The organism is Mycobacterium triplex, from assembly GCF_000689255.1.
In the GTDB taxonomy this organism is placed as follows: domain Bacteria; phylum Actinomycetota; class Actinomycetes; order Mycobacteriales; family Mycobacteriaceae; genus Mycobacterium; species Mycobacterium triplex.
Window position 1 is genome coordinate 5,206,794 of sequence record NZ_HG964446.1, and the last position, 25,178, is coordinate 5,231,971.

The 25,178-nt window shown below is 67.0% G+C and carries 24 protein-coding genes, 1 tRNA gene and 1 pseudogene; 11 read left to right on the plus strand and 15 right to left on the minus strand.

The window, feature by feature from the left end; translation table 11 throughout:
- Nucleotides 1-68: 68 nt before the first annotated feature.
- Entirely contained in the window at nucleotides 69-1,286 is a 1,218-nt protein-coding gene (locus tag BN973_RS24035) for an acetyl-CoA C-acetyltransferase (protein ID WP_036472987.1), read from the plus strand.
- A 243-nt stretch (nucleotides 1,287-1,529) separates the two neighbouring features.
- Here the strand turns inward: BN973_RS24035 and BN973_RS24040 are convergent, their stop codons facing one another.
- Nucleotides 1,530-2,375 (minus strand): Bax inhibitor-1/YccA family protein, encoded by an 846-nt coding sequence (locus BN973_RS24040; protein WP_036471213.1) that lies wholly within the window; start codon nucleotides 2,373-2,375, stop codon nucleotides 1,530-1,532.
- A 258-nt stretch (nucleotides 2,376-2,633) separates the two neighbouring features.
- On the opposite strand from BN973_RS24040, the gene BN973_RS24045 reads away from it, so the two are divergent.
- From BN973_RS24045 to BN973_RS24055, 3 genes and pseudogenes are all read left to right on the plus strand, one after another.
- Entirely contained in the window at nucleotides 2,634-3,683 is a 1,050-nt protein-coding gene (locus BN973_RS24045; RefSeq protein WP_232232139.1) for an enoyl-CoA hydratase/isomerase family protein, read from the plus strand.
- 12 nt (nucleotides 3,684-3,695) lie between these two features.
- The gene (locus BN973_RS24050; RefSeq protein WP_036471214.1) at nucleotides 3,696-4,481 is read left to right on the plus strand and encodes an enoyl-CoA hydratase; all 786 of its coding nucleotides are present in this window, start codon (nucleotides 3,696-3,698) and stop codon (nucleotides 4,479-4,481) included.
- A 9-nt stretch (nucleotides 4,482-4,490) separates the two neighbouring features.
- Nucleotides 4,491-6,270: pseudogene (locus tag BN973_RS24055) on the plus strand (alpha/beta hydrolase).
- Here the strand turns inward: BN973_RS24055 and BN973_RS24060 are convergent.
- Nucleotides 6,271-6,702 carry a rhodanese-like domain-containing protein gene (locus BN973_RS24060; protein WP_036471215.1) on the minus strand — a complete coding sequence of 144 codons (432 nt, stop codon included), beginning with the start codon at nucleotides 6,700-6,702 and terminating at the stop codon, nucleotides 6,271-6,273.
- Nucleotides 6,699-7,298 carry a cysteine dioxygenase gene (locus BN973_RS24065; RefSeq protein ID WP_036471216.1) on the minus strand — a complete coding sequence of 200 codons (600 nt, stop codon included), beginning with the start codon at nucleotides 7,296-7,298 and terminating at the stop codon, nucleotides 6,699-6,701. Before BN973_RS24065 ends, BN973_RS24060 begins: the two co-directional genes overlap by 4 nt.
- A gap of 112 nt (nucleotides 7,299-7,410) precedes the next feature.
- On the opposite strand from BN973_RS24065, the gene BN973_RS24070 reads away from it, so the two are divergent.
- Nucleotides 7,411-7,854, plus strand: coding sequence for a lipoprotein LpqV (locus BN973_RS24070; protein WP_232232140.1), 444 nt, complete (start codon nucleotides 7,411-7,413; stop codon nucleotides 7,852-7,854).
- Nucleotides 7,855-7,946: 92 nt separating this feature from the next.
- Nucleotides 7,947-8,978, plus strand: a complete 1,032-nt coding sequence (locus BN973_RS24075) for a patatin-like phospholipase family protein (RefSeq protein WP_051641466.1) — start codon at nucleotides 7,947-7,949, stop codon at nucleotides 8,976-8,978.
- Here the strand turns inward: BN973_RS24075 and BN973_RS24080 are convergent, their stop codons facing one another.
- From BN973_RS24080 to BN973_RS24130, 11 genes are all read right to left on the minus strand, one after another.
- Entirely contained in the window at nucleotides 8,979-9,848 is an 870-nt protein-coding gene (locus BN973_RS24080) for a patatin-like phospholipase family protein (protein ID WP_036471219.1), read from the minus strand.
- A 1-nt stretch (nucleotide 9,849) separates the two neighbouring features.
- Complete coding sequence (locus BN973_RS24085; protein ID WP_036471220.1) at nucleotides 9,850-10,740, minus strand: class II glutamine amidotransferase; 891 nt, start codon at nucleotides 10,738-10,740, stop codon at nucleotides 9,850-9,852.
- Nucleotides 10,741-10,754: 14 nt separating this feature from the next.
- Nucleotides 10,755-11,825, minus strand: coding sequence for an IS110 family RNA-guided transposase (locus tag BN973_RS24090; protein WP_198048926.1), 1,071 nt, complete (start codon nucleotides 11,823-11,825; stop codon nucleotides 10,755-10,757).
- Between the two features lie 236 nt (nucleotides 11,826-12,061).
- Nucleotides 12,062-12,535 carry an SRPBCC family protein gene (locus tag BN973_RS24095; protein WP_036471221.1) on the minus strand — a complete coding sequence of 158 codons (474 nt, stop codon included), beginning with the start codon at nucleotides 12,533-12,535 and terminating at the stop codon, nucleotides 12,062-12,064.
- A 24-nt stretch (nucleotides 12,536-12,559) separates the two neighbouring features.
- Nucleotides 12,560-14,191 (minus strand): long-chain fatty acid--CoA ligase, encoded by a 1,632-nt coding sequence (locus tag BN973_RS24100; protein ID WP_036471222.1) that lies wholly within the window; start codon nucleotides 14,189-14,191, stop codon nucleotides 12,560-12,562.
- Between the two features lie 134 nt (nucleotides 14,192-14,325).
- Complete coding sequence (locus tag BN973_RS24105) at nucleotides 14,326-15,471, minus strand: YncE family protein (protein ID WP_139830288.1); 1,146 nt, start codon at nucleotides 15,469-15,471, stop codon at nucleotides 14,326-14,328.
- A gap of 387 nt (nucleotides 15,472-15,858) precedes the next feature.
- Entirely contained in the window at nucleotides 15,859-16,617 is a 759-nt protein-coding gene (locus BN973_RS24110) for a DUF427 domain-containing protein (protein WP_139830296.1), read from the minus strand.
- Nucleotides 16,618-16,630: 13 nt separating this feature from the next.
- A complete protein-coding gene (locus tag BN973_RS24115; protein ID WP_036471224.1) occupies nucleotides 16,631-16,903 on the minus strand; it encodes a DUF6295 family protein in 273 nt (90 codons plus the stop codon).
- Nucleotides 16,904-16,915: 12 nt separating this feature from the next.
- On the minus strand, nucleotides 16,916-17,671 hold the full coding sequence (locus BN973_RS24120; protein WP_036471225.1) for a dienelactone hydrolase family protein: 756 nt from the start codon (nucleotides 17,669-17,671) through the stop codon (nucleotides 16,916-16,918).
- Between the two features lie 102 nt (nucleotides 17,672-17,773).
- Nucleotides 17,774-19,357, minus strand: coding sequence for an esterase-like activity of phytase family protein (locus BN973_RS24125; protein ID WP_036471226.1), 1,584 nt, complete (start codon nucleotides 19,355-19,357; stop codon nucleotides 17,774-17,776).
- Between the two features lie 63 nt (nucleotides 19,358-19,420).
- Nucleotides 19,421-20,215, minus strand: a complete 795-nt coding sequence (locus BN973_RS24130) for a hypothetical protein (RefSeq protein ID WP_036471228.1) — start codon at nucleotides 20,213-20,215, stop codon at nucleotides 19,421-19,423.
- A gap of 106 nt (nucleotides 20,216-20,321) precedes the next feature.
- On the opposite strand from BN973_RS24130, the gene BN973_RS24135 reads away from it, so the two are divergent.
- The 4 genes from BN973_RS24135 to BN973_RS24150 all read left to right on the plus strand — a co-directional run bounded on the left by BN973_RS24135 (nucleotide 20,322) and on the right by BN973_RS24150 (nucleotide 23,746).
- Complete coding sequence (locus tag BN973_RS24135) at nucleotides 20,322-21,542, plus strand: class I SAM-dependent methyltransferase (RefSeq protein ID WP_036471229.1); 1,221 nt, start codon at nucleotides 20,322-20,324, stop codon at nucleotides 21,540-21,542.
- Between the two features lie 142 nt (nucleotides 21,543-21,684).
- Nucleotides 21,685-22,014: a DUF732 domain-containing protein gene (locus BN973_RS24140; RefSeq protein WP_051641467.1), complete on the plus strand. Its 330-nt coding sequence runs from the start codon at nucleotides 21,685-21,687 to the stop codon at nucleotides 22,012-22,014.
- A 65-nt stretch (nucleotides 22,015-22,079) separates the two neighbouring features.
- A complete protein-coding gene (locus BN973_RS24145) occupies nucleotides 22,080-23,063 on the plus strand; it encodes a methyltransferase domain-containing protein (RefSeq protein WP_051641468.1) in 984 nt (327 codons plus the stop codon).
- 119 nt (nucleotides 23,064-23,182) lie between these two features.
- Nucleotides 23,183-23,746, plus strand: a complete 564-nt coding sequence (locus BN973_RS24150; protein WP_139830287.1) for a hypothetical protein — start codon at nucleotides 23,183-23,185, stop codon at nucleotides 23,744-23,746.
- Nucleotides 23,747-23,770: 24 nt separating this feature from the next.
- Here the strand turns inward: BN973_RS24150 and BN973_RS24155 are convergent.
- Nucleotides 23,771-23,844: transfer RNA gene (locus BN973_RS24155), tRNA-Leu, on the minus strand.
- A gap of 359 nt (nucleotides 23,845-24,203) precedes the next feature.
- On the opposite strand from BN973_RS24155, the gene BN973_RS24160 reads away from it, so the two are divergent.
- Nucleotides 24,204-25,133, plus strand: a complete 930-nt coding sequence (locus BN973_RS24160; RefSeq protein WP_036471232.1) for a PPE family protein, SVP subgroup — start codon at nucleotides 24,204-24,206, stop codon at nucleotides 25,131-25,133.
- Nucleotides 25,134-25,178: the final 45 nt, after the last annotated feature.

Genomic DNA, 25,178 nt, shown 5'->3' on the forward strand with positions numbered 1-25,178 from the left:
GCCTTAGCCCGTCGGGGTGGATGTGCCACCCGTACTTCACGCGAGCGAACATCTTGGAGGGAACCGTCATGCCCGAAGCCGTCATCGTCTCTGCCGCCCGCTCGCCGATCGGGCGCGCCATGAAGGGGTCGCTGGTCAACATGCGGCCCGACGACCTGGCCGCCCAGATGGTGCGCGCCGCACTCGACAAGGTCCCCGCCCTCAACCCGCATCAGATCGATGACCTGATCCTGGGCTGCGGCCAGCCCGGCGGTGAGTCCGGGTTCAACCTGGCGCGCGTCGTCGCCGTCGAACTGGGCTACGACTTCCTGCCCGGCACCACCGTCAACCGGTACTGCTCGTCGTCGCTGCAGACGTCCCGGATGGCCTTCCACGCGATCAAGGCCGGCGAGGGCGACGTGTTCATCTCGGCGGGTGTGGAAACCGTGTCCCGCTTCGCCAAGGGCAGCGCCGACTCATGGCCGGACACCAAGAACCCGCTGTTCGGCGAGGCGCAGGAGCGTTCGGCTGCCGCGGCCGGTGGCGCCGACGAATGGCACGACCCGCGCTCGGACGACACGATGCCCGACGTCTACATCGCGATGGGGCAGACGGCCGAGAACGTCGCACTGTTGACCGGCATCAGCCGCGAAGACCAGGACCACTGGGGCGTGCGCAGCCAGAACCGCGCCGAGGAAGCGATCAAGAGCGGGTTCTTCGAGCGTGAGATCTCGCCGGTGACGCTGCCCGACGGCACCACGGTAAGCACCGACGACGGCCCGCGCCCCGGCACCACGTACGAGAAGATCAGCGAGCTCAAGCCGGTGTTCCGGCCCAACGGCACGGTGACCGCGGGCAACGCCTGCCCGCTGAACGACGGCGCGGCGGCGTTGGTGATCATGAGCGACACCAAGGCCAAGGAGCTGGGTCTGACGCCGCTGGCCCGCATCGTGTCCACCGGCGTCAGCGGACTCTCGCCGGAGATCATGGGGCTGGGCCCGATCGAGGCGTCCAAGCAGGCGCTGGCTCGGGCCGGCATGTCGATCAACGACATCGACCTCTACGAGATCAACGAGGCCTTCGCGGTCCAGGTGCTGGGCTCGGCCCGCGAGCTGGGCATGGACGAGGACAAGCTGAACGTCTCCGGCGGCGCGATCGCGCTGGGCCACCCGTTCGGCATGACCGGCGCCCGCATCGCGGCCACGCTGATCAACAACCTGCAGACCCACGACAAGACGTTCGGCCTGGAAACCATGTGCGTCGGCGGTGGCCAGGGCATGGCGATGGTGATCGAGCGGCTCAGCTAGCTGTTTGAGTCAGCGTTGCGTGTGCGCCCCGGGCTTCGCGTGTGCGCCCCGGGCGGCGACACGCCGGGCGGGGCCGCCGCAGCCGCACACGCAAAACCGCAGACGCACGCTCGACGTGGCCGGGGCGCGGGGCTGCGAATGTGCGGCCAGGGCGTCGCAGCTGCACACTCGCACCGGCCGAGACCGCTCCAGCGCAGACAAGAGCCGGCACGCCCATGGGTGTGCCGGCTCTTCCCGTGAAAACTAATCGTTCTGCAGATAACTGAGCAGACGCAGGATCTCGAGGTACAGCCAGACCAGCGTCACGGTCAGGCCGAGCGCAATGCCCCACGCCGCCTTCTCGGGCGCTCCCGCGCGAATCATCTGGTCGGCCGCGTCGAAGTCGATCAGGAAGCTGAACGCGGCGATACCGATCACGACCAGCGAAAACAGGATCGCCAGCGGTCCGCCGCTGCGCAGGCCCAGACCCGCTCCGCCGCCGACACCGAACATGCCGAGCACCAGGTTGCCGATCATCAGGGCCAGCGCACCGAACATCGCGCCGACCACCCAGCGGGTGAACTTGGGAGTGACCCGGATGGCGCCGGTCTTGTAGACGACGAGCATGCCGAAGAACACCCCGAAGGTGCCCAGGACCGCCTCACCGATCAGCGCGCCGGCGTTGACGTTCGACACTTGGAAGTTGGCGAAGACGAACGAGACCGCGCCCAGGAACAGGCCCTCGAGGACGGCGTAGCTCAGCACGATCCCCGGGTTGTCCTGCTTGCGGCCGAACGTCGCGATCATCACCAGCACGAAACCGCCGAGCGCCCCGATCAGGGTCAGCGGCATCGCCAGCGCGAGATTGTTGGCCACCAGGAAGTAGGAGACGATCGCCGAGACGGTCAGCACGCCCAGCGTGATGCCGGTCTTGGTGACGACGTCGTCGATGGTCACCGGACGGGTGGCCTTGGCCTCCTGGTATGGAGCCTGGTAGGGGTCAGCTTGGTAGTACCCCTGCTGCATCTGGGCCGCGCCAGTGCCGAATTGCGCGTATCCGCCGCCCTGCTTGGGCAGCGAACGAAATACCGGGTTACTGGTCTCCCGCACCGTCGGATCCTCTCCTAAGACTGTGGCTCGAGCTGTGCGAACACTTGCTCAACGAACAGCCGCCTTTCCAGGTTCCCAGCGGAACTGGTTATTTCAGGGTATATCCGGGCTCGGTGACTGTCGTCGGCTCAAACATAATCCTTACCCGCGGGCATCGCCTCGGTTGTCACGATCTAGATTGCTGGTCAAGGCCCAGAAGTCATCGCCGCGACACCCTGGGCACAGATGCCGACCCGGAAATCGATGAAAGGCTGGCGCGTGACCGAAGGCGCGACCGACAAATCCGACGAGATTTTGACCCGTGTCGACAATGGCGTCGGCCTGATCACGCTCAACCGCCCCAAGGCCATCAACTCGCTGAACCAGACGATGGTCGACGTGCTGGGCCCGCTGCTCACGCGGTGGGAAAACGACGATTCGGTGCGCGCGGTGGTGCTGTCCGGCGCCGGCGAGCGCGGGTTGTGCGCCGGCGGCGACGTGGTCGCGGTCTACCACAGCGCCCGCAAGGACGGCGTCGAGGTACGCAAATTCTGGCGCGACGAGTATCTGCTCAACGGCCAGATCGGCCGCTTCCCCAAGCCCTACGTGTCGTTGATGGACGGCATCGTGATGGGCGGCGGTGTCGGCGTCAGCGCGCACGGCAGCGTCCGGGTGGTGACCGAAAAGTCCAAGATCGCAATGCCAGAGGTCGGCATCGGCTTCATCCCCGACGTCGGCGGCGCGTTTCTGCTGTCCCGGGCGCCGGGCGCGCTCGGCTTATACGCCGGCATGACCGGCGCGCCGTTCGACGGCGCGGACGCCATCGCGCTGGGATTCGCCGACCACTACATCGGCCACGACCAACTCGAGGCGTTCACCGCGGCCGTCGTGTCGGGCGACGTCGACAGTGCGCTGGCCGCACACGCCGTCGAGCCGCCGTCCAGTGAGCTTGTTGCGCAACGAGATTGGATCGACGAATGCTTCGCCGGCGACACCGTGGCGGACATCATCGCGGCCCTGCGCACCCATGACGCCGAACCAGCGCACGCCGCCGCCGACCTGATCGCCACCCGATCCCCCATCGCAGTGTCGGTGACGCTGGAGGCGGTGCGCCGGGCGGCGAAGATGGAAACGCTGGAAGACGTTCTGGTTCAAGACTATCGAGTATCGTCGGCCTCTGCGCGCTCCCACGACCTGGTGGAAGGCATTCGCGCGCAGATCATCGACAAAGATCGCAATCCGAAGTGGTCGCCGCCGACCTTGGCCGGGGTCTCCGCGGCCGACATCGACGCGTATTTCGCGCCGGTCGACGACGACCTGAGATTCTAGAAAGGCGATGGGGTGAGCGAGACAACGTACGAAACCATCCTCGTCGAGCGCGACGAGCGGGTCGGGATCATCACGCTGAACCGGCCGCAGGCGCTCAACGCGCTCAACAGCCAGGTGATGAACGAAGTCACCAGCGCGGCAACCGAATTCGATAACGATTCGGGTATCGGGGCGATCATCATCACCGGCGCGGGCGGCAAGGCGTTCGCGGCGGGTGCCGACATCAAGGAGATGGCCGGGCTGAGCTTCGCCGACGCGTTCGGCTCCGACTTCTTCGCCACCTGGGGCAAGTTGGCCGCCGTCCGCACCCCGACCATCGCCGCGGTGGCCGGATACGCACTGGGCGGTGGCTGCGAGCTGGCGATGATGTGCGATCTGCTGATCGCCGCGGACACCGCGAAGTTCGGCCAGCCCGAGATCAAACTCGGTGTGCTGCCGGGCATGGGCGGTTCGCAGCGTCTCACGCGCGCCATCGGAAAGGCCAAGGCGATGGACCTGATCCTGACCGGTCGCACCATCGGCGCCGACGAGGCCGAACGCAGCGGGCTGGTTTCGCGGGTGGTGCCGGCCGACGATCTGCTCACCGAGGCCAAGGCCGTCGCCACCACCATTTCGCAAATGTCGCTTTCAGCGTCCCGAATGGCCAAAGAAGCCGTCAACCGCGCCTTCGAATCGAGCCTGGCCGAGGGGCTGCTCTACGAACGACGGTTGTTCCATTCGACTTTCGCGACCCATGATCAGTCCGAGGGAATGGCGGCATTCGTCGAGAAGCGAGATCCCAACTTCACGCATCGCTAAGATGCCCCCATGAGCGAGCCAGGTTCTGTGACCGGCACCGACGACCAATCAGCCGCCGGCGCAGCCCAACTCGCGGGCCCGCAGGCGGACCTCGCCACCAAACCCGACACAGACCAAGAAAACCCCGACGCGACCGGGCTGGTGGACATCGCGACCAAGCCATTTTGGGTTCGTCATTACACCTTCACCGGCACCACGGTCGGTCTGATCTTCATCTGGTTCTCGATGACGCCGTCGCTGCTGCCGCGCGGCGCGATTTTCCAGGCGTTGGTCAGCGGGTTCTCCGGTGCCATCGGCTATGGGCTGGGCGTCTTTTCGGTCTGGCTGGTCCGATACATGCGCACCAAGAACTACAGCCCGCCGCCGCCGCGCTGGGCCTGGAAGGTATTGATCCCGGTCGCCCTGGTGGTCCAGGTGCTGATGGCGATCTGGTTCCACGTCTGGCAGGACGACGTGCGCGACCTGATGGGGATCGCGCACCTGAAGTGGTACGACTACCCGACGGCCGCGGTCCTGTCCGTCATCGTGCTGTTCACCGTGGTCGAAATCGGCCAAGCGATCCGGATGCTGGTCAGTTTCCTTGTGGGACAACTGGACCGGATCGCACCGTTTCGCCTCTCGGTGACCATCGTGGTGCTGCTGCTCGTGGTATTGACGATCACCGTGCTCAACGGCGTCGTGCTCAAGTTCGCGATGCGCACCATGAACAACACCTTCGCCACGACCAACAACGAAATGAATCCCGCGATCGCCACGCCGAAAAGCCCGCTGCGATCCGGTGGTCCGCAGTCGCTGGTGTCGTGGGAATCGTTGGGCCACCAGGGCCGCATCTTCGTCAGCGGCGGCCCGACCGTCGAAGCGCTGACCAAGTTCAACGGAGCCCCGGCCGCCGAGCCGATTCGTGCCTACGCCGGTCTGAATTCCGCCGACGGCATCACCGCGGCCGCCGAGCTGGCGGCGCGCGAACTGCAGCGCGAAGGCGGCTTACAGCGCGAAATCGTCGCGGTCGCAACGACTACCGGGACCGGCTGGATCAACGAAGCCGAAGCCTCGGCGCTGGAGTACATGTACAACGGCGACACCGCCATCGTCAGCATGCAGTACTCGTTCCTGCCGAGCTGGCTCTCCTTTCTGGTGGACAAGGAGAACGCCCGCCACGCCGGCCAGGCACTGTTCGAGGCCGTCGACAGGCTGATCCGGCAACTGCCCGAGGGACAACGCCCCAAGCTCGTGGTGTTCGGCGAGAGCCTGGGCTCGTTCGGCGGTGAGGCACCGTTCATGAGCCTCAACAACGTGTTGGCCCGCACCGACGGCGCCCTGTTCAGCGGGCCGACGTTCAACAACACGATCTGGACGGATCTGACCGCCACCCGAGACGCCGGTTCACCGGAGTGGTTGCCCATCTACAACGACGGTCACAACGTCCGATTCGTCGCGCGCCCAAGCAATCTGGACCGCCCCAAGGACCCGTGGGGCGGCCCGCGGGTGGTGTATCTGCAGCACGCCTCCGACCCGATCGCCTGGTGGACACCGGATCTGCTGTTCAGCGAGCCGGATTGGCTTCGCGAACGGCGGGGCTACGACGTGCTGCCGGAAACGCGTTGGATCCCGGTGGTGACTTTTCCTGCAAGTGTCCGCGGACATGGCGGTTGCCGTGGATGTGCCCGACGGGCACGGCCACCGCTACGTCGCCGACGTCGCGAACGGCTGGGCGGCGGTGTTGTCACCGCCGGGGTGGACGCCGGCGAAGACCGAGCGGCTGCGACCGTTGTTGCACGCCAACGATTAGCTAGAGCCAGCGGCGGGCGGGCGCCCCGGCATTGGTCAGCACTTGCGGATCCCCGGCCAATTCGGCGAGCACTCCGGCGCCGGCGAGCGCGTGGTAGCCGCCGATGACGTCGGTGGCCCGGTGCAGCCCGATGTCGAGCAGCGCGGCCGCGGCCAAGCTGGAGGTGTAGCCCTCCGAACACACGATCACCCACTCGACGTCGTCGCCGACGGCCTCCGGCAGGCGGGCGTCACTGGTCGGGTCGCACCGCCATTCCAGGACGTTGCGTTCGATCACCAACGCCCCCGGCACCTCCCCCTCGCGGAAACGCTGCGCTTGCGGCCGGATATCGACGAGCACCGCCCCGCGGCGCAGCGCGTCGGGCACCTCGGCGGCTGCGAGCCGGCGAAAGCGGCGCCGCGCGGATCTCAACACCACGTCGATACGGCTCATTGCGTCCCCTCCGGTTGATCGGTCAGTTCGGTGCGCCGGCGGCGCAACCTGCTGCCCGCGGTGACCTCGTAGTACGACATCGCGCTCAGCGGCGGCGAATACGCGTGCACGCTCAGCGTCGGCGCCACCGGCGCCTTGATCGGGGTGACGGTCCCCGCCAGCGGGCGCGCCACCGGCCGGGGCGCCCAGACCACGTCGTGTACCCAGCCCAGCGGGAAGCCGGCCTGATCACCGGCATCGAGCCGGCGCCGCCGCAAGCTCCTTCCGTCCCAACGGAATTCGTTGAGCGATCCGGACACCACGGTCAGCGCGCCCAGCGACCCGCCGTGATCGTGCAATTCGGTGGCGTGCCCCGGAACCCAGCTGATCAGCCAGACGTCGAGTTCGTCGTCGCCGTGGATGCGGGTGAACCAGCGCTGCGAGTCCGGCACGCCGCCCGCGGGCAGCAGGTGGTCGCAGCGGCCGCTGAGCACATCGTCGGCGGCCTGATCGGTGGCGTGCAGCAGGTCGGGAACCCGCAGCCGGGTGGGCCCGGCGGAGGGCGGCGCGACGATCGGTGGGCGCAACGCGGCGGAACGGGCGACGGACACAGACATGGGAGAACTCCACAACGGATCGGATTGGGCGAGGAGGGCGCGTTAAGGCCGACAACACTCGCAAAATCCGAAGCGCTCCATCACGGCCGCCAGTGTTGCATAGATTGAGGCGGTGCGGTCGTACAGTCATCGCCCCCTGCTGTGGGGCGCACTCGTCGTGGCGGGTTCGATCGGACTGGCGGGGTGCTCGTCGGATGGCGCCCCCGCCGGCAAGGTCACGTCGTCGCCCCCGCAACTGTCGGCCGGCCCGCAGGGCGCCACCTCGGCGCCGGCGGGGGCCGTCGGTCTGTCCCCGGCCGGGGTGACAACCAGGGTCGATGTCCCCGCGGAATCGACCGAAGAGGAGTACTACCAGGCCTGTCATGCCGCAAAGGTGTGGATGGAGGCCCGGCCCAACACCGGGGAATCCCAGTTCGAGCCGTATCTGGCGATGATCCAAACCTCGCCGACAGCCACCGCGGGCAGCTGGAACACCAGGTGGGTGGACCTGACGCCGGCGCGGCAGGCGGCGGTGATCACCGCCGCGCGAGCGGCCGCCAACGACGAATGCGGCTAGCGTCCTTCGAACTCCTGCGCAATTGCGATCACGGTTGAAAAAAGTGCCGCCCCGACCCGGCGAGGGCCGGATCCGACACGCAAAATGTAGGGGTGTCTGGCGAAGCCGTCGCGCGTCGATCACCACGTCCCCGGGTCGCCGTGGCACTCGGGAGCGGTGGCGCCCGGGGCTACGCCCACATCGGGGTGATCGAGGCGCTGCAGGAGCGCGGCTTCGAGATCGTGGGGATCACCGGATCGTCGATGGGCGCGATGATCGGCGGACTGCAGGCCGCCGGGCGGCTGGCCGAGTTCGCCGACTGGGCGAAGTCGCTGACGCAACGCACCATCCTGCGGCTGCTCGACCCGTCGATCAGCGCGGCGGGGGTGATGCGGGCGGAAAAGATCCTCGAGGCGGTGCGCGACATCCTCGGCCCGGTGACAATCGAGGAGCTGCCGATCCCCTACACCGCGGTGGCGACCGACCTGCTGGCCGGTAAGTCGGTGTGGTTTCAGCACGGTCCGCTCGACCAGGCGATCCGGGCATCCATCGCGATTCCGGGGGTGATCCCTCCGCACGAAGTCGGTGGGCGGCTGCTCGCCGACGGCGGGATCCTGGATCCGCTGCCGATGGCCCCGCTCGCGGCGGTCAATGCCGACCTGACCATCGCCGTGGGCGTCAGCGGTAGCGAGGTGATCGCGAAACGCGAGCCCGAGCCCGGCGCCACCGTCGAGTTGCTGAACCGCATGGTGCGCAGCACTACCGCGCTGCTGGACACGTCGGCCGTGCGGTCGCTGCTCGACCGGCCCACCGCGCGCGCCGTGTTGAGCCGCTTCGGCGCGGACACCGATCCGGACGAGTCCGGCGAGGACGACGCCGACGAGTTCGTCGAGGCGCCCGGGGTTCCGAAGCTGGGCAGCTTCGAGGTGATGTACCGGGCCTTCGACATCGCTCAGTCGGCGCTCACCCGCCACACGCTGTCGGCCTACCCACCCGACCTGTTGATCGAGGTACCGCGTTCGACGTGCCGGAGCCTGGATTTCCACCGCGCAGCAGAGGTGATCGACGTCGGCCGGCTGCTGGCCGATCAGGCTCTCGATGCGCTCGAGCGCACGGCCGATGAACCGCCCGCGATCGACGGCTGATCAGACGCCCAGGAACCGGGCCACGGCGGCGGCTTCGCGGCGGCCCTGTTCCCGTCCCGCAGCCGCCGAGCTGACGCGACAGCGCGGGTCTAACAGGTTGGGCCCGAACGCTTTCAACGAGTCGGCATCGGCGAATACCCCGAATGCCGTGCCGGCGAACGCCTCGATCTCGGCGGCCGGCCCGTCGCTGAACGGCGCCGGGGCGTCGGGCGCCGAGGGCACCAGCACCACCGCCGCGTCGCAGTCGCGGGCGGCATCGAGGTTCACCGAGCTGGCGATCCCACCGTCCATGTATCGCCGGCCGTCGATCGTCACCGGCGGCCACGCTCCCGGCACCGCGCAACTGGCCGCCACCGCATCGACGAGCTCCACCTGCGATTCGGAGTCGAAGACCACCAATTCGCCGGTGGCCGTGTCGATCGCGGTGATGCGCAGCGCGCGGCGCGGCCAGTCGTGCGACGGCAGACGTTGCGCGATCACCCGGCGGCGGACCGGCTCGGGAACGGTCTTGGCGCCCAGCGCCACCGCCCCGATCCGCTGCATCTGCTGGCGCGTTCTGTCCAGCGAGTCGGCGTACGGCTCGGCCAGCGCGGTCAGGAACAGCTCGGTGATGGTCTCGACGTCGACGCCGGAGTCGATTTCGCCCGACTCCTCGCCGACTTGGCGCTCGAACAACGCCTCCAGTGTGGCACCGCTGCCGATCTGGGCGGCGACCGCCGAACCCGCCGACGTGCCGACCAGCACCTCCGAATCCAGCAGCAGCCGCGCCGCCGCCGGCGACTCGTCGGCGATGCCCTGCAGAATACCTGTCTCCCAAGCGATTCCGGCTATTCCTCCGCCGGCCAGCACCAGGGCACGTTTGGTGGTCATGTCACAACTTCCGGGTGTTGGGCAGCGCGTGCTGCGCGTCTTCGACCGGCACGCTCAGATCCTCCCGGCGCAGCAGGTGCTTCGGCGGGTCGGGCAGGATCATCGTCCGGTGGATCTGCAGCGAGCCGTCGACGTGCACCAGCTCGCCGGGGTGCAATAGGCGCCAGCGCGGGTCGTCGTCCATCGGCTCGGTGGCCAGCACCACCGACGGCCGGGTGCACAGCAGGTCGGACTGCGCGTGAATCCGCTTGGTGCGCAAGTCGAATTCCGGGTCGGGTGTTGCCGCGGACTCGTCGCGGCGGTCCAGCAGGCAGAGCTGGTGAGTCGCCGGGTAGCGCAGCGCCCACATGTCGGTGGCCGTGCACAGCAACACGTTGACCGCGTAGATCGGCACGTTGTCCGCGAGCCAGGTCATCGCGGCGGTGATGCCGGCGGAGATGTCGCCGCCGGCGGCGCGGATCGAGGCGGTCATCAGCGCGAACACCCGCTCCGAATCGGTCTGCCCCAACACCAGGTCGTCGGCGCCGACCTCGCGCAGCCGCTCGTCGAGAACCGGAAGTCCCTCGAGCACACCGTTGTGCGCGAAGATCCGGCCGTCCTGCAAAAACGGGTGGGTGTTGCGGATGTCGAGCGATCCGGTCGTCGCATAGCGCACATGGGCGATGAACGTCGTACCGGTCTTGCGGTGTGCTTCGGTGGCGAACTCGGCGTCCTGCCACGCCGCTATCGGCTCCTTGTACAGCCGCGGTTCGCCGTTCGCCTCGAAGACACCCAGGCCGGTGCCGTCCGGATTGCGCCGGCTCTGCTCGGCCAGACTGTCCGGTGCGTCCAGCAGCCAGAAGGTCGCGGTGCAAGCGTGCGTCCCGGCGTGCAGGCCGAAGAGTCGACACATGGGTTTCTCCTATGTCAAGCCGCTGCCGGTTGGCAAGGCTGGATTCGGTTGTGGTGGTCGGTGTGGAGGTGGTGGAACACGACACGGGCCAGGCGGCGTTTGAGGCAGCGCAGGGCCTCGGGCCTGGAGTCACCAGCGGCGAGCCGGCCTCGGTAGTAGGCCCGACCAAGGCCGTCGAGGCGGATTTGAGTGACCGCGATACGGTGCAGAGCGGCGTTGAGTTGACGGTTGCCCGAGCGAGTCATGCGCACGCGGCCGGCGGTATTTCCCGACCAGACCGGGATCGGGGCTACCCCGGTGTGGCGGGCGAAGGCGGCCTCGCTTTTGAAGCGGGTGACCCCGGCGGTTTCACCGATGATCTTGGCCGCGGTCAGCTCGCCACAGCCGGGCATCGCCAAAAGCGCCGGAGCGATCGCACGGACGCGCTCGCCGATACGTTTGGTCAAGGCATTGATGGCTTCGGTGAGTCGGGTGATGTCGGCCAACTCCTCGCGGGCCAGCTCGGCGACCAGACCACGCTGGGTAGCCAACCAGTCACCGAGCAACCTGCGGTGCTTGCTCAGATCCAGCGACGCCGGTTTCGGTGCTCGGCCCGGATCAAGTTCGTGCACGCGCCACAACAACCGGTTGATCGTCGAAGTACGTTGCCCCACAAGGTCTTCACGGCGGTCCACCAGCAGCTTCAGCTCCCGCGACACCTCGTCGTGGGAGGCCACCGGAAGATCGGGCTCACGCAGGTAAGCTCGCGCGACGGCCAACGCATCGATCGGATCAGACTTGCCTCGGGTACGCGCCGAGGCCCGGCTCTGAGCCATCAACTTCGATGGAACTCGCACCACCTTCTGATCGGCGGATAACAGGTCGCGCTCGAGGCGGGCTGACAAGTGTCGGCAATCCTCGATCGCCCACACCAGCTCGACCCCGAACTGACTGCGAGCCCATCGCACCACCTGGCGATGACCTGAAGTCGTGGCTGCAACGACCTTCTCGCCGACTTTGCGGCCCACCTCGTCCACGGCGACGAACGTATGCGTGCGCTTGTGTACATCGGCTCCAACAACAACCATGGAGGTTGCCTCCTTCACTGTGAGGTGACGGTTGGGCCGGTCGGCGGACACATCTCAGTGGGGGCGACGCCACGCTCCTATCAAGTCACGCCGGCCGGTCCTTCACACCTGATGCCGACAAAACCCATGAACGCCAACCCGAGGGCGGCAGCGACGCTACGAGCCAGACACCAGGTGATCAGGATCCAACCACCGCAACAAGCGGCAACCTCACCCTGACACTGAGCTCGACGGTACCGAATCCGGTTGCGGCCTCAGCGCGTCAGCATGCCCGACAGGTCGCGCAGCGCCTGGCGCGCGTAGCCCTTCCACATCCGGCCGAACACCGGAAGTGCCAGTGCGGTCAGCGCCGAGCGCGGGTGGATGTCCCAGCGCCAGGTGACCTCGGTACCTCCGGCGGCCGGGGCGAAGGTCCACTCCCCCAGCACATGGTCGACGAGCAAGGCCATCGGCCCGGTGACGTCGTCGAGCCGGTAACCGAACGAACGCGGCGGGTCGACGCTGGTGAGCTCCTCGCGGGTGCTGCCACCGCCGGCCATCACCACGGTGCGGGTCTGGCCCGCGGCATCCCACGCGCCGGTCTGGTCGCGCACCTCCTCGATCGGAGGGAACACCCCGTGCCGGCGGCTGAAGATCTCCGTGAGCGGCGCCGGCAGAATGCGGTGAAAGGCCTGTTCGGCCGGAACCGATATGACCAGCGACTCTTCGAAGACGCGCGAATGTGCCATGGAATCAATCCCTTTCAGCGAGCCTCAGTCGCGCACCTCGGTGACGTCGTATCCGTGGTCCGCGTGCCGGGCCCGGATGGCCTTCTTGTCGTACTTGCCGACGCTGGTGCGCGGGATCTCGTCGGCGAAGGCCCACCGCTCGGGTAGCCACCAACGAACGACCTTGTCCGACAAGAACGTTCGCAACTCGCCGGCGCTGACCGACGCGCCTTCGTTGAGGACGACGACGGCCAGCGGGCGTTCCTGCCACCGTTCGTCGGGAACCCCGACGACGGCGGCCTCGAGCACGTCCGGATGGCCGATCAGGCAGTTCTCCAACTCGACCGAGGAGATCCACTCCCCGCCCGACTTGATCACGTCCTTGGCGCGGTCGGTGAGGGTGACGAAGCCGTCGGCGTCGATGCGGCCGACATCGCCGGTACGCAGCCAGCCGGAATCGAATTTGGAGTCGTCCCGCCCGAGGTAATAGGAGCCGGTGATCCACGGGCCACGAACTTCGACCTCGCCCACGGCCTTGCCGTCGTTGGGCAGCACGGTGCCGTCGTCGGCGACGATGCGCATCTGGACGCCGCAGATCGGCTGGCCCTGGGTCCCGCGGATGGCCCAGTGCCGTTCCTCCGGGGTTCCGACCGGCGGCCAGGCCAGCGTGGCCAGCGGCGACGTTTCGGTCATGCCCCACAACTGCCGGATCTGGACGTTGTACTTGTCTTCGAAGGTGCGCATCATCGACACCGGGACGGCCGAGCCGCCGCAGGCCACCAGCCGCAGCGACGAGATGTCGTGGTCGGGCTCTTTTTCCAGGTGATGCATCACGTCGTTCCAGATGGTCGGCACCGCGCCGGCCAGGGTGGGTCGCAGCTTCTCGATCATGTCGATCACCGATCGCGCGTCCAGGTGGCAATCGGGCAGCACCAGGTCGGCGCCCGCCATCAGGGCCGCGTACGGCAGCCCCCACGCGTTGGCGTGGAACATCGGCACAATGGGCAGCACCCGGTCGCAGGCCCCCACCCCGATCCCGTTGGTGCTGCACGCGGCCATGGTGTGCAAAAAGCTCGAACGATGGCTGTAGACAACACCTTTGGGGTTGCCGGTGGTGCCACTCGTGTAGCACATCGCAGCGGCCGATCTCTCGTCGAGGTCCGGCCAGTCGAATTCGGTCGACTCGCCCTCGATCAACTCCGCGTAGCGCAGCACCGTCTTGCCCGACTCCTGCAGCGCCGCCGTGTCACCGTCGCCGACCGCGATCACGGTGTGCACGGTTTCGAGCTCGGGCAGTATCGGGGCGACCAGCTTGGCCAGTGACATGTCCACCAGCACGACCCGGTCTTCGGCTTCGTTGGCGATGTAGGAGATCTGCTCGGGAAAGAGCCGGATGTTGAGGGTGTGCAGCACCGCACCCATCGACGGGGCGGCGAGGTACGCCGTGAGGTGCTCGGCGTTGTTCCACATGAACGTCGCGACGCGCTGGTCGCCGGTCACGCCCAGGCCGCGCAACGCGTGTGCCAGTTGGGCGGCCTGCCGGCCCAATTCGCGGTAGGTGGTGTGCCGGTAGCCGTCACCCGTGGCGGTCGCGACCGTTCGGGCCCCATGAACGCCGCAGCCGTGCCGCATGATCGCGGTGATGGTCAGCGGAAAGTCCTGCATCGTGCTTTGCATCGATCTACCGCCTTACCGTCTCGGCGCAGCGCCGCCTCATGGTCGGTCGGGCGAATGGTATCGCCACGCCATCGCACGGGAACCGGGTTCCCCTGACAAAGCGTGTTGTACCGCGGCCGAACCGGGGCAGAACGTCAGGCGAGCACGGGTTCGTGCGCCACCAGGTCGGGCACCAGCCAGCCGGCGCTCAACAGTTCCCGGTCGGCGGCGCTTTCGATGGCCGGCGGGGCGGCCGGCGCGATCGGCGTGACGCTCACCGCGCCGCAGTAGCCGGCAATGTAGAGGCGCTTGCCATCCGGGCTTTCCACCGCGCACGACGGCTGCATACCCGCCCCGAGGGTGGCGATGACGTCGTGGGTCAGCGTGCACAGCACGGTGACGTTGTCGTCGCTGACCAGGTAGGCGCGATCGCCGTCGGCGGACAGCGTCATCCCGGTGAGAAAGCCGCCGATCTCCCCGACCTTGCGCGTGTTGATGATCTTGTTGGTCCGGGTGTCGATCACGTCGACCACGACGCCCACCTCGGGGGCCCAACTCGCCACGTAGGCGATCGCACCGTTTCGGCTCAGCGCGACGTCACGCACGGGCAAGCCGATCTCCACGGTGTCGATCACCCGCAGCGCGGTCCGTTCGCCGGCGCCGCGCTTCTTGCGCCAGCTCGCCCGGCCCGCGGCCTCCTCGGATTGCGCTTTGGTGCCGATCACGACGAGCCGGCCGCCGGTGGGCCCGTTGACACCCACGTACGCCCGGGAGCCGTCGGGGCTGACGCGCACGCATTCGGTGGCGGCGGCCTCGGCGACGGTGATCGCGTGGATCTTTCCGGTCGTGGTGTCCAGCGCGGCGAGGTCGGCCACCCCGGTGCCGTTACGGCCGGCGTACACCTGCCGCCCGGCCGCATCCACCGCCAGATCACTGACGGACAGCGCCAGCGGATGCGTCGCGACCACCACATTCGTGGACACGTCGATGACCCGGATCGAGTCATAGGCCGTCGACACCGTGCTCACGTACGCCCGGCCCGTTCCCGAGCCGCCGGTCGCGATGGCGAACGGCTCGTCGACGCCGTCGATCGTGTCGACGACGCGAAAGGTGTCGGTGTCGATGATCGAGACGCTGTCGGTTCCGTAGTGGGTCGCCACCAGTCGGCGCCCGTCCGGACTGGTCGCAATGCCGCTGATCGGGCCGTTGTCGACGGCGATCTCGACTGCCGTCGCGGCCATCGGTGTCGCGTCGATCTCGACGCTCTCGCCGGCGGCCTCCCGGCCGTTGGTTTCGCTCACGTTCGCACCGCCTTCGTTCGTTGATGTCGGCCATCCGCATGCGCCAGTGGTGAAGCGACACCGACGGCGGATAACCGCATTTCAGCGCCAAAAAAATGCGCTGGTCTGCACAAATGCTACTGGCCGAATTTCGGCCGAAAATCCGTGAAATGGGCGCTGTCGGCTAAATCACTGCGCGGCCTCAGGATCCGCTCAGATGATAGTCGCCAAGTATATACACGGTCACCAAATGGCTAACGATCCAGCGCATCGCTAAATGCGGATATGTACTTGACAGCTAACACGACAGCGGGCAGTTGGTCCATAACGGGGTAAGAATTTATTAGCTTCAGCGGCCAAAAGAGGGAAATGTCACATTTGCCGGCCCTCGGTATGTCGCGGGTTGAATTAGCTGAACTGGGTCGTCGGCCGGGCCAGACCGACACCGTCGACGGCGAGGTCGAGCTTCTCGTTGTAGAACGCCACCAGCCCCGCGATCTGGCTGACCGCCGGCAGCGGGAAGTGATAGGTCCAGGCGAGGTCGGCGTGCACGGTGTCGCCGACGCGCACCGACCAGTAGCCGGAGGTTACTCCCTTGTACGGGCATTGCGTCTGCGTCGGGCTGGGCTCCAGATGCGCGAACGAAACGTCGGTGGGGTCGATGTAATACCTTGTCGGCAAACCGGTTTCGAACAGCAGTACCGGGGATCGGGTGTCGGCCAACACAATACCGTCCAACTCGACCCGGACGTGCCGGTGCGAGCGAAGCGCGTCGACCCGCGAGTACGGATTGCGCGGGTGGACGTAGATCGGCTCGTCTTCTTCGAACCAGCGCAACGCATCCCATTCGAAACGCACCATGCCCGCGACGGGGCTGTCGGCGTCGAAAACCCGGGCAGCCGACGGGTGCGTCTGGCCGGCCCCCTCCACCGAATGCAGCCGCGACGGCCCGAACTGCACCTTTTGCGCATGGTTCTCGTCGCGCAGGAACCCTGCGCGCACATCAACCAGCGGCACGTAATACGCCGGGTAGTAAGGGATTTCCCACACATAGCGCGCCGCGGTCGTATCGAAGACCAGCTCGTCGCCCAAAAAGCCCCGGACCCGCCGCGGTACCGGTTCGATGCGGCCCCGCGCGGCGGCCATCTGCGGGTAGTCAGGCTCGATCGTCATGGGTCACCTACTGGTCCTTGGACGCCAGACCGGCCGGCGCATTCGAAATCGCTGTGCGGATGGCGTCGGCCAGCGCCAGCGCACTTTCCTCGGTGAGCTCCAGCGCGACCCGCGCCGACGGTCCGAGCCCCGGATTGAGGACGTCGATGTTGACGGTGTGGCCGTAGGGCGCGTGGACGGGATGGTCGACATAGACCGTGGCGCGGTCGGCGCCGAACCACCCCTGGGCGCCCTTGCCGCTGCCGTCGATCCGCACGTGTTCGGTCAGATAGGTGCACATGGCTTGGTAGACCTAGCCTTTCAGGTAGGTGGCGAAGAATTCGTCGATGCGGCGCCAGCCGTCGACGGCGGCCTCCGCCCGGTACGCCGGCCGGTCGACGGAGAAGAAGGAGTGGCCCGCGCCCTGGTAGGAGTGGAACTCGTGCGGTTTGTCCAGCTTGGTCAGCTCGGCGTCCAGCGTGGCCACCGCGGGTGGGGCCGGAAACTTGTCGTCGATCCCGAACAACCCGAGCAGTGGGCAGCTGAGCCGCGGCGCCAGGTGCAGGATCGGTTGCATCGCCTTGGGCATGCCGTCGGGCCGATCCTCCACGACGAATGCGCCGTAGCAGTCCACCGCGGCGTCCAACTGCAGCGAGCACGCCGCCAGGAAAGCGTGCCGCCCGCCCGAGCAGTGTCCGATCACGCCGAACTTGCCGTTCGCGCCGGGCAGCGAGCGCAGGTGCTCGATCGCGCCCGCGACATCGCCGACCAGCCGCTCGTCGGGCACTCCGCCGGCCGCCCGTACCGTCGCCGCCGCGTCGTCGGGGGCCGCGCCGGGCGCCTCGCGGGAGTACAGATTCGGCGCCACGGTGTGGTAGCCGCTGACGGCAAGCCGGCGAACGAACTCCTTGGTCTCCCGGTCGTAGCCGGGCATGTGATGGATCCAGACGATTCCGCCGCGCGATCCTTCGGCGAGCGGACTGGCGCGATAGGCCTCGATCTCGTCGCCGCCGTGGCCGGTGATGGTGACGGTCTCCGCGCGAATGGCATCTGGGCTGACCGCATTCATACGGGATGCTCCTTGCTGGGCCGCAATTGGCTGCGGTGCGCGTGCGGCTCGTCCGGTGGTGCGCCCGCCGGAAACCAACGTATCCGAACTTGCGCGGGTGGCTCAGCCGACCTTGATCGGGATCGTCTCCGCCTCCATGGTGGGGGGCAGCTTCCTGAGGTCGACGGTCAAAATCTCGCCGCTGTCCTGGGCGCCGTTGGGCAGCATCTTGGGCTTGAGCGCGAACGGCGGTGTGGTCGAAGCCAGGCCTTGCAACCCGAAATCGCTGTCGTTGGCGATCATTATCGTCTTGCCGCCGTCCGGGGTGACGATGCCTTCGATCTTGGCGTGGCCGAAGAAGCTGCCGGCGGCCGACAGCGAACGCAGCAGATCGGTGAGATCGAGTTTGAGTTTCTTGCCGGCCACCGTGATCCCGGCGTTGCCCAGTTTTTCGGTGGCCGCGTCGACCCCGCCGATGCCGACGAAGGTCTCGATCGGAACACCGTTGATCAGCAGCCCGCCGCGGTCGGCCTGGTAGCTCGACCCGGCCAGGTTCGCGCGGGGGCCGACATCGGTGGCTGTGGAGATGTCGGCCAGATAGATCTTCTTGTTGCCCTTGGGCTGCGGCTCGCTGTCCAGCTCGTCGATCAGAAAGGTGGTGGCCGTGACCGCGGTGATTTCCGAGACCGCGACCTTGGTCTGCTCGGGGTTGGCCAACGGGTAGAGGTACTCGTGCACGTCGCTGCGGTTGCCGAGTTTGATCGTCACGATGCGGGTGATCGGAACCGACGTCGACGGGCCGGCCAGCCCCGGGGTCTGCAGCGCCGACTGCATGATGGCCACCAGCGTCGTGCCGTCGGGGGTGACGGTCAGGCCCTCCAGGCCGTGGTTCGGACCACGCAGCGACAGCTCCTTCGGCAGCGTTCCGTCGAACGGTGAAAGGCGTTCCAGCTCTTTGCCATTGGCGTCGAAATGGACGATGAACGGGCCGTATTCGTCGGCGACCCAGAAGGTTCCGTCGGGCAACGCGACCAGGCCCTCGCCGTCGAGGCCACGATCCGACGGCGGCAGCGGCTTGCCGTTGATGTCGACCGTCACCTCGCCGCTGGTGGCCTGCGGGTGGGACAGCCCGACCAACGGCGCCCCGTCCTTGCCCGCCAGCGTGATGATCTGCTCCACCGACGCCACGCCGTCGGTGAGCTTCAGTTTGGCTATCTGCGGGTGGAAATCGGGTACGGGAAGGACGATTTCATTCGGTGTGCGCCCCGCAACGTTGGGGCCGCGGTCGGTCAGCCCGTAAATCTCGTCGGAGCTGCCCGGTACCGGGGCGATCGCCGAACCGTGCGCATTGGCCTGGACGGCGACGCCGCCGATGGTTGCCAGCGGCGGCAGGTTCTCGGCATAGAGCTTGACGCTCTCGGTTGAGGTGAGGTGCAGCTGATCGGTGCCGGTGAACCCGGCGTCGGGGGTGTAGATCATCGCGCCGTCGGCGCCGTAGGCGATGGTGCCGTGCTCGGGCTTGGCGTAGGCCACCGGCGTATCCCCATCGGTCGCCACGAGCATCTGCGCCGGGGTGATGGTCAACGCCTGACCGGCGCCCGTCTTCAACTCCGGCTTAGCGCGTGATCCGGAATGGTCCGACGAGCAGGCCGCCACCGCGATGAGCACGGTGGCGGCAGCGACGGGCCAGATCCTCTTGGATGCCATGGAACCGACCTAACGAGTGGAAGTTGTCGCGCCGCGCAATGTCGCGCGAGCAGACGTCACGGTTCAACGCTTCTTGTCACGCACTTTGTAGGTCGAGGGCCACGACTTGCGCGATTCGTCGCCGGTCAGCGGTGTTCCCATCCCGCCGACCCGCACGTTGTACGCCTCTTTACCCGGGCCGACCTCGCGATTCGCGTGCTCCTGGGCGAGGAAATACAGCTCGTCGATCGTCGCTTCGTCGTAGGCGACGAACGAGGTTTCCCGTTCCAGGTCGTCGATCCCGACCAGCATCCGCTCCGGGACGTACCGCGATGCGAGCGCCGCCAGCCCCAGCAACGAGTAGGGGATGACCCAGTAGCAGACGAACAGCAGCGGCGTCTTCGTGTCGAGGATCGTGGCCGCTTGTCCCCCGAACTGCTCCAGCACCGGCGGAATCGCCGACGACACCGTCATGCCGGCGAACGCGGCGATCCAGATCCAGGACAAGACGTCGGTGATCCGGTCGAACAGTTCTGTTTTGACGACGTCGGGAGGTTGCTCGGCCGCGGCGAACTCGCGCACGAACGATTTGCCGACCAGCTGCCCGATCAGGGCTACCAGGAAGATCCCACCGCTGCTGAGCGGCTGTATCCACCGGTGCATGAAGCTCTCGCTGAGCGTGAAGGTCAGAACCGTCAGCACCGCGAACGTGGCTACCGCCCCGATCTCCAGGGTGCCGCCCGGCTTACCCAGTGCGCGCCCGATCGCAACCGCGGCGATGGCGATCACCAGCGCGACCACCACCGCGGTTTTGAAGGGGACGTTGCCGACCAGCACCCAGTAGATAAGCCACGGCGCAAATCCAAAGAGCATGCCCACGGTGGGCCAGTGTAGGAGTCGCCGACTATTACACCGCGGGCACCGCCGCGTCGGCGTCGCTCGGCATCCAGCGGGGGCCCGGCAAACCCATTACATTGCCTGTGTAGTGAACGACGATCCGCGCAACGACGTGGTCTCCCGGCAATACGATCGGTGGCAGTACCCGCCCCCCATTGACGACCTCGAGGCCTACTCGAAGAACAACTGGGAGTGGTTCGACCCCTACCGGGCGCACCGGGTGTTGTGGCCGGACCGCGGCTACCGGCCCGACCTGGACATCCTGATCGCGGGGTGCGGGGCCAACCAGGCGTCGGTATTCGCGTTCACCAACCGCGCCGCCAAGGTGGTGGCGATCGACGTCAGCCGATCGGCACTGGACCATCAGCGGTATCTGAAAAACAAGCACAGCCTGGACAACCTGGAATTGCACCTGCTTCCGATCGAAGAGGTGTCGACGCTGGGGCGCGACTTCGACCTGATCGTGTCCACCGGCGTGCTGCATCACCTGGCCGATCCGCTGACCGGGATGACGGCGCTGGCCGGCTGCCTGCGCCGTGACGGCGCGATGGGGATCATGCTCTACGCCAAATACGGCCGGATCGGGGTCGAACTGCTCGAGTCGGTATTTCGTGACTTGGGGCTTTCCCAGGACGACGCGTCGGTGCGGGTGGTCAAGGACATCATCGCCGCACTGCCCGCCGACCATCCCATCCGCGGTTACCTGGCGGTCGCCCGCGATCTGCAGACCGACGGAGCGCTCGTCGACACGTTCCTGCACGGTCGCCAGCGCAGCTACACCGTTGCCGACTGTCTCGATCTGGTCGCCTCGGCCGGGCTCACCTTCCAGGGATGGTTCCACAAGGCGCCGTACTATCCCCACGAATTCTTCACTCCGGCAAGCAAATTCGGAGATAATTTGGCGAAATTGCCGGACGCCGAACTGTGGTCGGTGATGGAACGGCTGCAGACGACGAATGCGACACACTTCTTCATGGCGTGTCGCCCGGACCGTCCCAAAGAGCAGTACACCATCGACTTCGCGACGGACCAGGCGCTGGACTACGTCCCGATGTCGCGCACCGCCTGCCTGTTGTCGGATGCCGACCTGTTGGGGCCCGGTTATCGGGTGCGGCTGGGCCCGGATCAGCTGCCATTCGCACAACTCGTCGACGGCCGTCGCAGCATTCGCGAGATCGCCGCCGCCGTCACAGCGCGCGGTGGCGGCGGCGCCGGTGCGGCGAAGGACTTCGCGCGCAAGCTTTTTCAGGAGCTGTGGCGTCTGGACTTCCTTTCGATGGCGATCGGCGCGAGTGGGCATGGTGCGTAATAGCTTGCGCTGAGCCGTATCTGGCGGCTCAGGATGGAGGAAGCCGCAACCGGCTGGTGCTGCCACATGCGTTACCGAGAAATAATGTCAAGACAAAGTTAGGATTCTGGTTCTGCACGGTTCACATCAAGGGGGTCGACGAATGAAGAACACGGCATGGTTGGCGGGCCCGATCGCTGCCGTGGCGACCGGCCTTGTTGCCATCGGCGCCGCTCCGATCGCCAATGCCGACGGGGCGGATGACACGTACCTGCGCACGCTGCAGCAGCGTGGGCTGAGCTGGCCCAACGGCCAGGACCAGATGATGATCAATGCCGGACATGCGGTGTGTCAGGACTTTGACGCCGGGGACACGATGGCCCAGACCGTCGACGACGTGAAGAAGGCGCTCGGGGTGAGCAACATGGGCGCGGGCAGCATCGTCGGTGCGGCGGTCGCGGCCTACTGCCCGCAGAACCGCAGCAAAATGTAGGGGTTGCCCCGGCCATCACGGCAGCGATATCGCCCTCACCGGACGGCCGCGGGCTAAGGTGAATCGTGCTCGCCCTGGACACGATGGTCCGCGAAAATCTCATCATCTGTCCACGCTGCACCGACGCGGTGCGCTGCGAAGCCGGTGCCTGGCGATGCACCAATTCGTCCTGTCCGTACTCCGAGGAGCCGTTCCCGGTCGTCGCCGGGATACCCGCCCTCATCGATTTCGAGCACAGCGTGGTCGACGCCGACCGGTTGCGCGCTTCCCAGGGCGCTTCGGAGGTGCCCCGAGGGGGGCTGCACCGGGTGCTGGCTTCGCTGATGCACCCCGCGAACGACACCGCCGCGGCCAGCGTCGCCCGGATGCTGGAGCTGCTGCGGGCCGATGCCGTCACGGCCGGGCGACGGCCCCGGATTCTGGTGATCGGGGGCGGCTCTCAGGGTGATGGCTTGGCGGAGCTCTACGGCGACCCGGATGTCGATCTCATCTCCTTCGACATCTACGCCAGCCCGACCGTGCAATTCGTCGGCGACGGCCACGCGATCCCGCTGGCCGACGGCTCCATCGATGGCGTGATCATCCAGGCGGTGCTGCAGTACGTGCTGGAGCCGACGGTGGTGGCCGAGGAGATCCACCGGGTGCTACGTCCCCGCGGAATCGTCTACGCCGACTCGCCGTTCATCCAGCAGATCTGCGAAGGACCCTACGACTTGACCCGTTTCACCGATAGCGGGCAGCGCTACTTGTTCCGCAGGTTCGAACGCATCGACTCCGGCAGCGTGGCCGGTGCGGGCACCGCTTTGCGTTGGTCGATCGACTATTTCGTCCGGGCCCTCACCCGGTCCCGCCGAGTCGGCCGGCTCGCGGTGATCTGTTTCTTCTGGCTCAGCTGGATGGACCGCATGCTCGACCCCAGGCACACGATCGACGGTGCCAGTAGCGTGTTCTTCCTCGGCCGCCGCAGCGAAGTCTCGATCACCGAGGCCGACATCATCGGCTACTACCAAGGTGCGATGTCCGAGATCGCCGCCCACGATCGACCCTGACGAACACCGGCCGCCGCGCCTTTGGCGGGTAGTCGACTACGCTAGCGGCCCCCGATCGCGGGGCGTTGACTTGGCCTCAACCGCTCGCCACGGGCGGTCGTTTCGAATTGGAGGCCATGATGACTACCGAATCGACCGTTTCCTACTTCCGCCGCAGCGCCGGAGTCGACGTCACGGAGACCCTGCGCGATGAGATGGTCCACGACAACTTCAAGGTCGGCACCGACATCACCGACCTCCTCGGTATCGAACACCACCCGGCCCGCCACGCGACGACGAAAACGATCAAGATGCGTGATCGCGACATCCTGGCTACGGACGACACCGTGCTGGCGTCGTTGAGCGGCATGTCCACGACGGTGACCAAGATGACCGACCCGCACGACGGGGCACAGTGGTTGTTCATTGCGTTCACCTATCTGGTGACGTCGCGGGGCTGGCGCACGGGGCGAGGCTGGCCGTCTGGTGAGCCGCTCGGCGTCCCGCACGGGTTGTACTTCCTCAATCGAGACAGCGGCCCGATCTTCTCGTGGGGGTTCCCGAGTCGGGACTTCACGACCGAGTGCGGGTGGAACCAGCACATGGTGTACTACCCGGTCAGGGACCACGACTACGTGTCCTGGTTCAGCGATTGGCACCGGGTGTCGTGGCGGCTGTCCGAGGGCTGGTTCTACCCCTGCTAGTCATCGCGGTTCACAGTATTTCCGTGCCCCCAGTCGGACTCGAACCGACACTGGGCGGATTTTAAGTCCGCTGCCTCTGCCAATTGGGCTATGGGGGCCCCGGCGGCGAATCTAGCGCGCCCGGCCCGGTCGCGGGGCACCGCGTCCCACCCGAATTCGGCCGAAATCCGCGCGTGCGTGCCGGCCTCTCTTCGCGTACGATGCGCGTCCCGCCAGACTTACGGCCACGCGGCCCCACCCATCAAGTGACACCGCCATGTCGGCCGGCAGGACCTTGTTAAAACTGCGGGCGTCGGCGTTAAGAGGCCGTAAACGCCCGTCATCCTCGCCCTTTCGATCGGGAACTTGGTCAGTGGGGAAATTAGCCTTACGCCAGTACACAGGGGCTCGTACGCCACCACACAGGGTCGATCCAGTTCTTTGGCTCGACATGGCTCGAACACTAGAGGAGCAATGGATGTCATTCCTGACAACAGTGACTGAAGAGTTGCTTGCCGCGCAGGGGCAGCTGGAAGCGATCAATGCCAATCTGGCGGCGCAAAACGCCGGCGCGGCGGCAGCAACCACGGTCGTCGCTCCGGCCGGCGCCGACGCGGTGTCGCTCCAGCAGGCGGCGATCTTCTCCGCGTTCGGCACCACGTACCAGACGACCGCCACCGACGCACAGACCCAGCTGGAAACGTATACGACCAACCTGGGCGCCAGCTCCAACAGCTACAGCGACACCGAAGCCAACAACGCGGCATCGGCACTCCTTTCGGACGCCGACCAATTCAGCCTCCTGTCGGATCCGGTTTCACAGGTCCAGGCGGCCGGCCCCGGCACCACCGGCCTCGACTGGCTCCAGTACCTGCTCGGCGGCACCGGCAACTACACCAACTCGGCGATGCTCGGCGGGATGTTCGGCCTGTCCAGCAACTCGGCCAACATCTTGAACATCGGTGCCGGCAACTGGGCGTCGGCCGCCTCGAACCTGGTGGGTATGGCCGGTGGTGGTCTGCTTCCCGCCGGTAGCGACACGATCGGTGAAGCCGCCGCCGCCGCCGGCGCCGCGGACCTCGCCGCCTCGACGACCCCCATGCCGGCCGGCATGGGCGGCATGGGTGGGGCGATGCCGGTGGTCGCGGGCATCGGCCAGGGCACCCTGGTCGGCAACCTGTCGGTGCCGCCGAGCTGGGTCGGCAGTCAGGTCACCCCGGTGGTGGGCACCACCGCCACTCCGCTGCACACCGTGGGCTGGACCGCCGCCGCGCCGCAGACCGGCACGGGCACACCGATCGCCGGCATGCCCGGCATGGTCACCGGTGCCGGGCGCGCATCCAGCGGCTTCGGCGCGCCACGCTACGGCGTCAAGCCGATCGTCATGCCGAAGTCGACCGCGGTCTAGCCGCGGCACAGACCTAACTCTCATTCGACCTATAGGAGCGGGATA